Genomic DNA, 12,226 nt, shown 5'->3' on the forward strand with positions numbered 1-12,226 from the left:
CGCCGTTGCTGCAGATCACCACCGACCCCGCGCACGGCGGCCGCTGGACCTCCCTGCGCGCACCCGGACGCGAATGGCTCTGGCACCGCCCGGACCCGGAACGCGACCGGGCCGTGCCGGGCGACGCGTTCGTGGACGCGGGCGGTCTCGAGGAGTGCGTTCCCACCGTCCGGGGCCTGCCCGACCACGGGGACGCCTGGTCGCGGCCCTGGACCCGGACCGGCGGCACCGAACACGTACGGGGCGCGTCCTTCACTCTCGAACGGTCCATCCGTCCCACGGCCGACGGCGGCGCCCAGGCCGACTACACCCTCACCGCACAGCCCGGCTTCCGCTTCGTGTGGGCGGCCCACGCCCTGCTGGACCTGTCCGCGCACGCAACCCTGCGCATGCCGTCCGGCGCCACCACCCGACTGTTCCCCGAAGCGGCGCCACTCCTGGACGAACCCTGGCCCACCGGCGCACCCTGGATCACCGGCCCGTGGCCCACACCCCGCGGACTGCCCCTGCACCGGCTAGGCCCCGACGACGGCACCGCGGTCGGGGCCGTCGTCGACACACCGCTGTGCTGCGTCCACGACGACGGTGACCGACTCGCCCTGGAACTGCGGGCGGACGGACAACCCGTGTCGATCGCCCTGTGGCGCAACCTCGCCGGCCACCCCCAACCGGACCCCTACCGCAGCACGGGCGTCGAGCCCATGCTCGGCCGCGTCTTCGACCTCGCCGACGCCGGACCCGACGACGCCGCACGGGTCCCGGAGTCCGGCGAGGTCCGCTGGCGGCTCACGCTCACCGGGGCCTGCCGCTGCCCCTCGAACCCCGCACCGAAGGAGCACCGTTCGTGGACCTGACGGCCGCGCTGGCCACTCACCGACTGGTCGCGATCGTGCGCGGCGACGACCCCGACGCCGCGCTGCGCACCGTACTGGCCCTGGTCGAGGAGGGCATCGAACTGATCGAGGTCTCGCTCAGCGGCAAGGACGCCCTCGCCGTCATCGAACGCGCCCGCCACGCCCTCGGCCCCGGCCACCCCCTCGGCGCAGGCACCGTGCTGACCGCCGACGACGCCCGCGCCGCCCACCGTGCCGGAGCCGACTTCGCGGTCACCCCCGGACTCGGCGACGGCGTCACCACGGCACAGGAGCTGGGCATGCCGGTCCTCGCCGGAGTGCTGACCCCGACCGAGATCATCGCCGCCCGCGCACTGGGCGTGGCCGCGCTGAAGGTCTTCCCGATCACCCAGTCCGGGGGAGCGGCCTATCTCAAAGCCCTGCGCGGCCCGTTCCCCGACGCGCCGTTCGTCCCGGTGGGCGGGGTCGACGAGGCCGCCGCGCGCGCCTGCCTCGCGGCCGGTGCCGTCGCGGTCGGCGTCGGCTCGCCCCTGGTCGGCGACGCCGCCGACGGCGGCAGCACCGCCGCGCTCAGGGAGCGCGCCCGCCGGTTCCGCACCGTCGTGGCACAGGCGGCGACGCCGTGACCGCGCAGCTGAGGCCCACCCGCCCCGACCGCCTGGAACTGGGCGAGGGCATCCGCTGGACCGGCACCGACGTCGTCCTCGTCGACATCCTCGCCGGCCGGCTGCTGACCGCACCGCACGACGAGACGGCGCCCCTGCGCACAGTGGCCCAACTCCCCGTCCCGCTGGGCGCCGTGGCACCCCTGTCCGGCCACTGCGGCACCTGGGTCGCGGCCGCCGACACCGGCATCGGCCTGCTGCGTCCCGACGGCACCCTCGACTGGCTGGCGCGGCCGGAGGAGAACGCCCCGCACCGCATGCGCATGAACGACGCCGTGGCCGACCCCTTCGGCCGGTTCTGGGCCGGCAGCATGGCGTACGACGCCGACGAGGGCGCCGGTTCCCTGTACCGCCTCGACCGGGACGGCACGGTCGCGCGGGTGCTGGACGGCATCACCGTGCCCAACGGACCCGCGTTCACCCCCGACGGCGGCCACATGTACCTCGCCGACAGCGCCCGCGGTGTCGTACGGCGCTACCCCGTGGACCCGGTGACGGGCGACCTCGGCGCACCCGAGGACTTCGTCACGATCCGCGAGGGCAGCCCCGACGGCATGGCCGTCGACGTCGAGGGTGCCGTGTGGATCGCCGTCTGGGGCACCGGCACCGTACGCCGCCATCTGCCCGACGGCACACTCGACCGCACCGTGCGCCTGCCGGCACGCCAACCGGCCGGGGTGTGCCTAGGGGGTGTTCTGAGGGTCCCGCACGGCACCCGCGCCCGCCGCGGCAGCGGCTGTTGTCACAGTCGGCACGCACCCTCGCCGCACCGGCCAAAGGGCCAAAGCCGCTGCCGCGGCGGGCACGGGCACCGCACTGGCCCCTCAGAGCACCCCCTGGCCCACGACGTCCTGCACATCACCACCGCCCGCGTGGGCCTTGCCGCACCCGGCCACGACGACGGCGCCCTGTTCACCGTCCGGGTGGACGTGCCCGGCACGCCGACGCCGGCCTGCCGGCTCGACACCGTCCGCAGCCCCTCGACCAGCGGGGACGCCGGATGACCGCCACCTGGCGCCCCGCTCCCGGCCCGGTCGTCTGCGTCGGAGAGACGATGGCCGCCCTTGCCCCCGACCCGCCGAGCCCTCTGCGCACCGCACCCCGGCTGCGTCTGTCGGTGGCGGGAGCCGAGTCGAACGTCGCCATGTACCTCGCCGACCACGGCATCCCGGTCGCCTGGCTCTCGGCACTCGGCGACGACCCGCTGGGACATCGCGTCCGCGACACCGTCGCCGCGACCGGCGTCGACGTCTCGCACGTGCGCACCGACCCCCACCGCCCGACCGGCCTGCTGGTGAAGGATCCGGGCCCCGACGGTACCCGCGTGCACTACTACCGGCGCGGCTCGGCCGCCTCCGCCCTCGGCCCGGACCTGCTGGACGGCCCGCCCGTCCGCACGGCGGCACTGCTGCACCTGACCGGCATCACCCCGGCGCTGTCCGAGTCCTGCCGCGCCCTGGTGACACGGGCACTGACCACCGAGCCGGGCACCCGCCCGTACGCGGTGAGCTTCGACGTCAACCACCGGGCCGCCCTGTGGCCGCACGGCACGGCCCCGGCCGCGCTGCGCGAGCTCGCCGACCGCGCCGACATCGTCTTCGTCGGCCTGGACGAGGCACAGGCGCTGTGGGGCGCGAACTTTACCGAGGAAGGCGTGCGCGCGCAGCTCCGGCGGCCGCGCATCCTCGTCGTCAAGGACGGGGCGAACACCGCGACCGCGTTCACCGAGGAGGGCACCGTCGCGGTGCCGACACCGCGTACGGCGGTCGTGGAGGCCGTCGGCGCCGGCGACGCCTTCGCGGCCGGGTTCCTCGCGGGCCTGCTGCGGGGCGCGACCACGGCCAACGCCCTCCGCCTGGGGCACATCACCGCCGCCTCCGCGCTCCAAGTGACGGGAGACCACGGCCCGTTGCCCGATCCGGCGGAGAGGGAGGCGCTGCTCGCCCTGTCGGCGCGGGAGTGGGCGGAGCGGGCGGTGGTGTCGCCGTCGGCCTGAGCACCCGGACGTTCGCCGCGCGCCGGGAGATTTGCCCGCCTATGCTCCATTTGTGTGACGACTATCTTCCAAGAGCTGGTGGCGAAGGAGCGCGCGGCCGAGCAGGCGCACAGCCGCGTGGAGGAGCTGCGGGGCATGTACGGACCGCCGACCCAGCAGGGCGGCTGGAGCCCGCGGCAGAGCGAGACCTACAACACGGCACTGCGGGCCTGGCGGGATCTGGCCCGGGAGGTGCGGATCGCGCTGGCCGAGTACGCCAGGGCGCAGGGCGCGACGTGCAGCGATGTCGAGGAGCAGGTGAAGAAGGCGGTCTGGCACACGGAGGCGGGCGGCGCGGGGCTGTAGCGGAGCGGGTTGCCGGGCCGCGCCGACCTGTTCACCCGCGGCCCACGCCGGGGCGTCCCAGGGCCGCCGCGAGGAGCAGCGCGGTGAGGGCGGTGAGGGTGACGCCCCGCCAGCCGAGGGCGTCCAGCACAGGTGCGGCGAGTGCGCTGCCGAGGGCGCCGATCGTGAAGTACAGCACGAGGTAGACGCTGCTGAGGCTTCCGGAGCGGCGGGGGTCGAGGGCGATGATGCGGCTCTGGTTGGCGGCCTGGGCGGCGAAGCAGCCGGCGTCGAACAGGGCGAGCCCGAGTGCCGTGACCGGTGGGCGGCTCAGACCGGTGGCCAGCAGCGCGGTTCCGGCCGCGGCGGCCAGGACAGCGGCGGTGATCACGGCGCGGGGGGTGTGGCGGTCGGTGAGGCGTCCGCTCAGGGGGAGGGCGGCGAAGCCGAGGAGCCCGGCCAGGCTGTACAGGCCGATGGCGGTCGGGCCCAGGGAGTGGGGCGGCTCGGCCAGGGCGAGCGCCAGGGCGACCCAGACGAGATTGAACGCGAAGTACCACAGGCCGCCGGTGGCCACGGCGCGGCGCAGCGGTGGGTGGTGGCGCAGCAGCGGGGGAAGCGAGGCGAGGGTGGCGCGGTAGCCGAGGTCGGTGCGGGGACGCTGCCGGGGAAGCAGCGTACGGGCGGCCGCCGCGCAGAGCAGGACGAGGACGGCGAAGACGAGGAGCATCCGCCGCCACCCGAGGACGTCGGCCAGCGCCCCTCCCACCACCCGGCTGAGCAGGATGCCGGCCGACATGCCGGCGGCCACGGTGGCGACGCCGGTGCCACGCCGCCCGGGCCGCGCGTGCCGGCCCGCGATGTTGCCGGCCTGCGCCGCGACACTGGCGGCGGCGCCGATCAGCAGATGGGCGGCCAGGAGCAGGGCCGGGCCGGACGCGGTGGCGGCGATCCCGAGGGCGGCGGCCAGCGCCGTGAGCTGTGCGGTCACCAGGCGACGCGGGGCGACGTGGTCGATGAGGGGCAGCAGGAGGGCGAAGCCGGTCATGCAGCCGACGAGCGCGGCCGTCGGCACGAGGCCGATCACGGAGAGGGGCACGCCCAGATCGGCGGCGACGGCCGAGAGCGCGGGCTGGAGGGCGTAGTTGTTCGCGATCGCCGTGCCGGCTGTGCAGGCGAGGACCAGCGTGCCGCCTCGGGGCAGCGGCCGGGTCACGGCTGGGTGCCGCGGGCGAGGATCACGGCGTAGCGGCACTCGGTGTCGGTGGTGTTGGCGAAGACGCGCTCGGTGGGCTCGCCGAGTTCGATGGTGTCGCCCGCGCCGAGTTCATGGACGGCGTCCCCGTCGTGGAAGGTCAGCCGGCCGTCGAGGACCCAGACGACCTGTCGTACGAAGGCGAACGCCGCGGCCGGGTACGGCACCCGGGCACCGGCCGGCAGACGGATCTCGGCGATCTCGGCGGGGAACCGCGGGCCGGTGATCTGCCGGCGCCGGTAGCCGGTGCCCGGGTCGCGCCACTCGGCCGCGTCGGTCTGGCGGCGCACACCGGGCCGTGCGTCCGCCTCGTGCGGCGCGCCTTCGGCGAGGGCGAGCAGGGACGCGACGCTGAGCTGGAAGGCGGCCGACAGCTTGCCGAGGACGACGGCCGTGGGGCTGCTCTCACCGCGCTCGATCCTGCTGATCATCGCCTGGGAGACACCGGAGGCGTCCGCGAGCTGGGCCAGGGTCCACCGGCGGCGTTCACGTTCGGTGCGGATCCGGGCCGCGATCCGCCCCACCAGAGGATCTACTATGTTGGACATGAATCCAATATATAAGAGGGGTGGTGCTGTGACGGTACGCCCGGCACATCTCGGCGACGCCGAGGCCGTCCGCGCGATCCGCAACCACGCGGTCGAGCACTCGACGGCCCTGTGGACCGACACCCCGCAGTCCCCGGCCGAGGGGGCGGCCTGGCTGTCCACACACATCGAGCGCGGCTCGGCGTTCGTGGCCGACGTGGACGGCGAGGTGGCCGGGTTCGCGGTCTACGGCCCGTGGCGGGAGCTGGACGGATACCGCCACACGGTCGAGGACTCGGTCTACGTCCGCGAAGGCCGGCACGGACTCGGCATCGGCTCCGCCCTGCTCGCAACGCTCGTCACCGCGGCGCGCGAGGCGGGGCACCGGGTCGTCGTCGCCGGTATCGAAGCGGAGAACACCGCGTCGATCCGGCTGCACGAACGGTTCGGGTTCCGGCATGCCGGCACCCTGCCGGAGGTCGGCACCAAGTTCGGCCGCCGACTCGACCTGGCCCTCATGCGACTGGCTCTGAACTGAACCGCCGGCCCGCCCGTCAGCGCATCCAGGCTCGCGTGCCGAACGAGGTGCACGCCCGGGACGCCACCTCGGCGGCGGCCCGCAGGGCCTGGGCGAAGCCCTGTGAGTTCAGCTCCCGTTGGGCGGCGAGGTGATGGGTCAGGGCGCCGTGCAGAACGTCGCCGGCGCCCAGCGTGTCCGCCACCGGCACGGCGGGCACGTCGACGGTTCCGCCGCCGTCGGGGCCCGCCCACACGATGGGCCGTTCTCCCCGGGTGACCGCCGCCCAGGCGACCCCGTGCCGGTGGAGGAAGCGCAGGACGTCGGTGGGGGTGCGGGTGCCCGGCGGATGGAAGTCGGCGGAGCAGACGGCCACGTCGATCCACCCCAGCAGGTTCTGTGTGCCCGGCTTCCAACTGCCCGCGTCCAGGACGGTACGGCGCCCGGCGGCGCGCGCGGCGTGAGCGGTCGCCGTGGCCAGCTGCATGTGGTGACCGTCGAGTTGGACGATGTCGCAGGCCGCCACCAGCGCTCCGAGATCGGCGGGCGGGGCGAGCCGGTGTCCGGTGGCGTTGGTCGAGGCGACGGCACGCTGACCGGTGGCGGCGGTGACCATGATGGAGGACACGGCGGGAGGGTCGGTCGCGTGGGGCGCGAGGTCCGACACGGTCACGCCCGCCCGGTCCAGGTCGACCGTGACCGCACGGGCCAGCGGGTGGGAGCCGATGGCGCTGAGCAGCCCGGCGGCGCCGCCCAGGTGGGCGAAGGTCACGGCCGCGTTCGCCGCCGGACCGCCCGCGGCCACGGTCTGTTCGCGGGCCGTGAGCTTCTCGTCGGGAGCCGGGACATGATCGACGAGCTGGATGACATCCAGGGTGCACAGACCCACGAAGAGCCCTCTTCTCGCGCCTGATCGCACCGAGGCGCACCTCCTCTCGCCCCCACCCCCTGTCCGACCGGTCCCCTCAACCGTGCCCACCCGGACCGGTCAGGAATCGAGAAGCCCCGGCCGCCCGGTCGCCCCTAGCGTGACGTGCATGGCAACCACGACATCCACCCAGTCCCTCGCATCCGTCACCCTCGAGGTCACCGACCCCGAGGCCGCCCGCCGCTTCTACACCGCCTTCGGCGTAAACGAGCACATCGACCTACGCGCCGCCGAGGCGCAGTCCACCGGATTCCGCGGCTTCACCCTGGCACTCACGGTGTCCCGGCCGGCCACCGTCGACGGCTTCCTCGCCGCCGCCGTGGACGCCGGCGCCACGGTGCTGAAGCCCGCCGCGAAGTCGCTGTGGGGCTACGGCGGGGTCGTCCGGGCGCCGGACGGCACGATCTGGAAGGTCGCGACCCCGGCGAAGAAGGACACCGGTCCCGCCACCCGCGAGATCGACGAGATCCTCCTGCTGCTGGGCGTCGCGGACGTGAAGGCCAGCAGGCAGTTCTACGTCGCCCGGGGCCTGACCGTGGCCCGGAGCTTCGGCGGCAAGTACACCGAGTTCGCCGCCGACGGCTCCAGCCCCGTCAAGCTGGCCCTGTACAAGCGCCGCGGCCTGGCCAAGGACCTCGGCGTCGCCGACGAGGGCAACGGCGCGCACCACATCGTCCTCGGCAGCACCGTCGACGCCTTCACCGACCCGGACGGCTTCACCTGGGAGCCCACGACGTCACTCCTGCCCACGAAGTAGACCGCGGCTGCCACGGCGACGGTGCTCAGGTCTCGACAGCGCCCTCCGGACGACGCACACCAGGGGGCTCCCCGCGGATGAAGCGTGACACGACACGGAGGCCCCGCTCAGTCCGCCGGGTCACGGGTCGGCCGGCGCGGAGTTCCTCCCGGGTTCGGGCACGCTTGATCTTGCCGCTGGTGGTGCGGGGCAGGCTCATCGGGCCGACGACCCGGACGGCGAGGCGCGGTTCCGGTCCAGGCTCTTGCGCCACCACCACCGACGGCGACGGCCCGTATCCGCTCCCGCCCGTCGGGACATACGGATCGAGGTGCCACCCCAGGAAATGACTGCGGATCGTGCCACAAAGGGTGAGGCAATGGCCCAGACTGCGGGGATGGAGTTCTTCTGCTACCACCGCGATCGGTCCGACTCGCTGCCCCTGCGCGAGAAGCTGGGGGAGGAGCACTGGTCGTACATGGACCTGTTCACCGAGCAGTTGATCGCGCGGGGCCCGACCTTCGCGGCGGACGGTGAGACGCCGACCGGCAGTGTGCACATCGTCGACCTGCCCGACCCCGCCGCGGCCCGCGCGTTCGCCTTCGACGAGCCCAACTACCAGGCCGGCGTGTACCGGGACGTGCTGCTGCGCCGCTGGCGCAACCTGCTCGGACGCACCATGTGGGACTTCCCCGGCGGCAGCGGCAGCGGCGGCGACCGGTATCTGGTGCTGGGCCTCGGCCCGGAGCGAACCGACGGCCCGACCGAGCCGCCGGCCGGCGAGGACCTCATCGCGTACGGGCCGCTGCTGTCCGACGACGGCACCGCCTGGCTCGGTACGGCGGCGCTGGTCAGGGCGCCGGACGCGGCGACCGCACGTGCCGTGCTGGCGCCCCACCGGTACGCCCATGTCGAGGTCCACGCCTGGGAGTTCGGCGGGCGACGCTGAGGCGGGGGGAGCGCCGGCACCGGCGCTCCCGAAGTCACCCGAGGGGCGGTCGCAGGGTCGCCGGAGTCGGACCGTCCGGGCGCACGGTGATGCCGTACTTCGCCTTCTCGGGCGTGGCGGAGAAGGCCACGGTGTGGGCCGGCAGCAGATGCTCGAGCAGGACGGTCGACTCCCGCAGCGCGAACTGCATCCCGAGGCAGGCGCGCGGACCGATGCCGAAGGGGAGATAGGCACCCGTGTGACTCGGCCGACCGTTCGGGGTGAGGAAGCGCCGCGGGTCGAACCGCTCGGGATCCGGCCACAGTTCGGGATCGCGGTGCGTGAGATAGGGGCAGACCAGGATGTCGGTGCCGGCCTCGACGGTGTGGCCGGCGAGCGTGTCGTCCTCGGCGGCGTGGCGGGGCAGGACCCAGGCGGACGGGTAGAGCCGGAGCGTCTCGTGGACCAGCGCCTGAATGGCCTGACGGCGCTGGTCGGAGCCCTCGCCGCCGGCGGCGAGAGCCTGTTCACGCGCGCCGGGGTACTGATCGAGCAACAGATACAGCCAGGTCAGGGTGTTGGCTGTGGTCTCATGCCCGGCCGCGAGCAGGGTGACCAGCTCATCGCGGATCAGCCCGTCGGTGTACTCGGGCCGCTCGGCGGCGGCGTCGATCAGGACACGCAGCAGCCCCGGGCCGTCGGGGCCGACCTCCCCGCCGCGGGCGGCCTCGATCGCGTGCCGGGCGACCGCGTCGATCCGGGCCAGATCGGCGGCCACGGCTTCCCTCGCGTCCTCGGCATCGGCGGGCAGCGTCGGAAGGGCGGCACCCACGGCCTCCACGGCCGTCAGTTCGCGCTGGGTGTCGTCGTCGAGGGGATGACCGGTGAGCGAACGCCAGATGACGTCCAGGGCGAAGCGCTGCATCTCCCGCCCGACGTCCAGAACCTGCCCGGTCCGCGCGTACGCCGCCCAGCGCTCGGCGGTGACCCGGGCCGCCTCGACGATCCGGGCGTCGTAGCGGCGCATCCCGGTGCCGGTGAACTGGGACTGAAGCAGCCGCCGTTGCCGCTTCCACGCCTCACCCTCGGCCGACAGGACGCCGTCGCCGACCAGCAGCCGTGCGCGGTGGGACCGCTTGACGTACTGCTCCGGGTGGCGGGCGAGCACATGCTGAACGGCGTGCGGCTCGGTCACGAGAACGGTCCGGGCGGGCCCGAGCCGGAAAGCGGCGACGCCACCGACCCGCTCACGCACCAACGCCAGGAGTTCGACCAGTTCACCTCCCCGCGCATGCCACCGCTTCACGAGCTCGGGCTCGACTTCGGGAACCGGCCGGGCCGTTCCGGAAGCGTGTGGGAGGGAGCCGAGACCGGCTTCGGTGTCCATGGTCGTTGTTCCTTCTCGAGGTCGGCCGCGGGGTGCTGCTGCATCGGACTGTACGGGAGGAGCAGGCGCATTTGGTGACAGTCCGCCAGGGCCAACCCCGTAGCGCGCGGGGGCCTTTCTCACGCCACGCCACCCGAGGGGATGCGCTCGCGCTCGTCGATCGGTGAGCATGGCGGACATGGCCTTGTCGACGGAGTTCACGGAACTGTTCGGTGTGCAGCACCCGATCGCTCTGGCCCCGATGGGCGGGTCGGCCGGAGGCGCCCTGACGGCCGCGGTCTCACGCGGCGGTGGCCTCGGACTGCTGGGCAGCGGCAACGGTGACGAGGGCTGGCTGGCCCGCGAGTTGCCCGTCCTGGCCGCGGAGTGCGCCGGGAAGCCGTGGGGCATCGGCTTTCAGACGTGGGCGATCGACGACGGCGTGGTCGGGCGGGCGCTGGAGCACGACCCGGCGGCGATGATGCTCTCCTTCGGCGACCCGAGCCCCTTCGCGGAACGCGTCCGCGACTCGGGCACGGCGCTGATCCTTCAGGTCACCGACCTGGAGGAGGCCCGCAGGGCAGTGGATCTCGGCGCCGACGTGATCGTGGCGCAGGGCACCGAGGCCGGCGGTCACGGGTCCGGGCACGGGCGATCGACGCTGCCGTTCGTGCCGGTCGTGGTGGACCTGGCGGCGCCGGTGCCGGTGCTGGCGGCCGGCGGTGTCGCCGACGGGCGTGGCGTGGCGGCGGCCCTGGCGCTGGGGGCGGCCGGCGCGTTGCTCGGCACCCGCTTCCAGGCCACGGCCGAGGCCCTGGTGGCCCCCGCGACGGCCCAGGCGATCGTGGCGGGGCGCGGGGAGGACACCGAGCGCAACAGGGTGCTGGACATCGCCCGCGCATCGCGCTGGCCCGCCAAGTACACCGCCCGCACCCTCGGCCACCCCTTCCTCGACGCATGGCGGGACCGGGAGGACGAACTCGCTGCCGCCCCGCACGCCCGGCAGGCGTACCGCGACGCCGTCGCCCAGGGCACCATCCCCGCGTTGCCGCAGTGGGCCGGCGAGGCGATCGACCTCATCACCGACCTGCCGTCCGCGGCGGACCTGGTCGGCAGGTTGGCGGCACAGGCCGAGGAGGCACTGTCCCGAGCCGGCAGCCGCTGACTTGGAGCTTCCGGGCCCCCTCCCCGGAACCGCTACCGGAATCCAGTCGCGGCGCATCGGCCTTCAGGCAGACCATGCCCGCCGTCCGGAAGCGGTCCGGTTCCGGTTTCGTCAGCCACCGGCACCGCGTCCTCGTCGCGCAGATCCTCCAGCACAAGCTCACGCGCGTCATCACGCACACGGTCGGCATCCCGCCTGGCCCGGCCGAGCAGGTGCTGCACGCCGTCCGGACTCCTCTCCCCGGCCCATGAGGACCTCGAACGCCTGTCGTGCTGTCGAGTCCGCATCCGCCACACGCTTCCTGCGTGAGCGATGAGTGTGGGCGGCGGATCGGGTCTGCCCTGGTATGACTCGAATCATCGCTGACATCTCGGTCTCTCTCGACGGCTTCGTCACCGGGCCCGACCCCGGCCCGCTCAACGGCCTGGGCACCGGCGGCGAGGCCCTGCACACGTGGGCGTTTTCCGACGACCCCGACGACCGCCGGGTCCTGCGCGAGGGGACCTCCCGCTCGGGCGCCGTCGTCCTCGGCCGCCACCTCTTCGACGTGGTCGACGGGCCGAGAGGCTGGGACGACAGCGTCGGCTACGGCGCAGGCGAGGTCGGCACGCCCGCGTTCGTCGTCGTGACGAGCTCGCCGCCGGAGTCGGTGCGGACGACCAACCTCGACTGGACGTTCGTCACCACCGGACTGCCCGACGCCGTCACCGCCGCGCGCGAGCGAGCCGAGGCGGCGTCGTCGGCCGGCGGCAAGGACCTCGACGTCATCCTCATGGGCGGGGGCGCCACGGTCGGCTCGGCGCTCGACGCCGGGCTGGTCGACGCGCTGACGCTGCACCTCGCGCCCGTCGTGCTGGGCTCCGGGACAGCACTGTTCACCAGTGGAGCGCCGCGCACGCTGGTGCAGCGGAGCGTGATCGCGACATCCACCGCGACACACCTGACCTACGACGTCCTGGGGTGAC

The 12,226-nt window shown here is 74.1% G+C and carries 15 protein-coding genes; 11 read left to right on the forward strand and 4 right to left on the reverse strand.

The window, feature by feature from the left end:
- The first annotated feature begins 5 nt into the window (after positions 1–5).
- From IM697_RS21370 to IM697_RS21395, 5 genes are read left to right on the forward strand one after another with little or no spacing between them, the layout of a single operon-like run.
- Positions 6–854: an aldose epimerase family protein gene (locus IM697_RS21370; protein WP_194049305.1), complete on the forward strand. Its 849-nt coding sequence runs from the start codon at positions 6–8 to the stop codon at positions 852–854.
- Positions 845–1,480 (forward strand): bifunctional 4-hydroxy-2-oxoglutarate aldolase/2-dehydro-3-deoxy-phosphogluconate aldolase, encoded by a 636-nt coding sequence (locus IM697_RS21375; RefSeq protein WP_194049306.1) that lies wholly within the window; start codon positions 845–847, stop codon positions 1,478–1,480. The genes IM697_RS21370 and IM697_RS21375 overlap by 10 nt, the downstream gene beginning before the upstream one ends.
- Complete coding sequence (locus IM697_RS21380) at positions 1,477–2,523, forward strand: SMP-30/gluconolactonase/LRE family protein (RefSeq protein ID WP_228044803.1); 1,047 nt, start codon at positions 1,477–1,479, stop codon at positions 2,521–2,523. The genes IM697_RS21375 and IM697_RS21380 overlap by 4 nt, the downstream gene beginning before the upstream one ends.
- Positions 2,520–3,515 (forward strand): sugar kinase, encoded by a 996-nt coding sequence (locus IM697_RS21390; RefSeq protein ID WP_194049307.1) that lies wholly within the window; start codon positions 2,520–2,522, stop codon positions 3,513–3,515. Before IM697_RS21380 ends, IM697_RS21390 begins: the two co-directional genes overlap by 4 nt.
- A 54-nt stretch (positions 3,516–3,569) precedes the next feature.
- A complete protein-coding gene (locus tag IM697_RS21395; RefSeq protein ID WP_194049308.1) occupies positions 3,570–3,860 on the forward strand; it encodes a hypothetical protein in 291 nt (96 codons plus the stop codon).
- A gap of 31 nt (positions 3,861–3,891) precedes the next feature.
- On the opposite strand, the gene IM697_RS21400 is transcribed toward IM697_RS21395, so the two are convergent.
- Together IM697_RS21400 and IM697_RS21405 are read right to left on the reverse strand one after the other, a co-directional pair.
- The gene (locus IM697_RS21400; RefSeq protein WP_194049309.1) at positions 3,892–5,055 is read right to left on the reverse strand and encodes an MFS transporter; all 1,164 of its coding nucleotides are present in this window, start codon (positions 5,053–5,055) and stop codon (positions 3,892–3,894) included.
- Positions 5,052–5,642: a helix-turn-helix domain-containing protein gene (locus tag IM697_RS21405; RefSeq protein ID WP_194049310.1), complete on the reverse strand. Its 591-nt coding sequence runs from the start codon at positions 5,640–5,642 to the stop codon at positions 5,052–5,054. Before IM697_RS21405 ends, IM697_RS21400 begins: the two co-directional genes overlap by 4 nt.
- A gap of 28 nt (positions 5,643–5,670) precedes the next feature.
- On the opposite strand from IM697_RS21405, the gene IM697_RS21410 reads away from it, so the two are divergent.
- Positions 5,671–6,159: a GNAT family N-acetyltransferase gene (locus IM697_RS21410; protein WP_322734564.1), complete on the forward strand. Its 489-nt coding sequence runs from the start codon at positions 5,671–5,673 to the stop codon at positions 6,157–6,159.
- 16 nt (positions 6,160–6,175) lie between these two features.
- Here IM697_RS21410 and IM697_RS21415 read toward each other — a convergent pair whose 3' ends face one another.
- A complete protein-coding gene (locus IM697_RS21415; RefSeq protein WP_265582727.1) occupies positions 6,176–7,027 on the reverse strand; it encodes a PfkB family carbohydrate kinase in 852 nt (283 codons plus the stop codon).
- A gap of 148 nt (positions 7,028–7,175) precedes the next feature.
- On the opposite strand from IM697_RS21415, the gene IM697_RS21420 reads away from it, so the two are divergent.
- Both IM697_RS21420 and IM697_RS21425 read left to right on the forward strand, forming a co-directional pair.
- Positions 7,176–7,823 carry a VOC family protein gene (locus tag IM697_RS21420; RefSeq protein ID WP_194049313.1) on the forward strand — a complete coding sequence of 216 codons (648 nt, stop codon included), beginning with the start codon at positions 7,176–7,178 and terminating at the stop codon, positions 7,821–7,823.
- A 376-nt stretch (positions 7,824–8,199) separates the two neighbouring features.
- Positions 8,200–8,751 (forward strand): YciI family protein, encoded by a 552-nt coding sequence (locus tag IM697_RS21425; protein WP_194049800.1) that lies wholly within the window; start codon positions 8,200–8,202, stop codon positions 8,749–8,751.
- A 34-nt stretch (positions 8,752–8,785) separates the two neighbouring features.
- Here IM697_RS21425 and IM697_RS21430 read toward each other — a convergent pair whose 3' ends face one another.
- Positions 8,786–10,117, reverse strand: a complete 1,332-nt coding sequence (locus IM697_RS21430) for a cytochrome P450 (RefSeq protein ID WP_194049314.1) — start codon at positions 10,115–10,117, stop codon at positions 8,786–8,788.
- Positions 10,118–10,295: 178 nt separating this feature from the next.
- Between IM697_RS21430 and IM697_RS21435 the strand changes: the two genes are divergently transcribed.
- From IM697_RS21435 to IM697_RS21445, 3 genes are all read left to right on the forward strand, one after another.
- Positions 10,296–11,261 (forward strand): NAD(P)H-dependent flavin oxidoreductase, encoded by a 966-nt coding sequence (locus IM697_RS21435; RefSeq protein WP_194049315.1) that lies wholly within the window; start codon positions 10,296–10,298, stop codon positions 11,259–11,261.
- Between the two features lie 74 nt (positions 11,262–11,335).
- Complete coding sequence (locus tag IM697_RS45910; RefSeq protein WP_194049316.1) at positions 11,336–11,512, forward strand: hypothetical protein; 177 nt, start codon at positions 11,336–11,338, stop codon at positions 11,510–11,512.
- Between the two features lie 95 nt (positions 11,513–11,607).
- Positions 11,608–12,225 (forward strand): dihydrofolate reductase family protein, encoded by a 618-nt coding sequence (locus tag IM697_RS21445; RefSeq protein ID WP_194049317.1) that lies wholly within the window; start codon positions 11,608–11,610, stop codon positions 12,223–12,225.
- Position 12,226: the final 1 nt, after the last annotated feature.

Source organism: Streptomyces ferrugineus (assembly GCF_015160855.1).
GTDB classification, from domain to species: domain Bacteria; phylum Actinomycetota; class Actinomycetes; order Streptomycetales; family Streptomycetaceae; genus Streptomyces; species Streptomyces ferrugineus.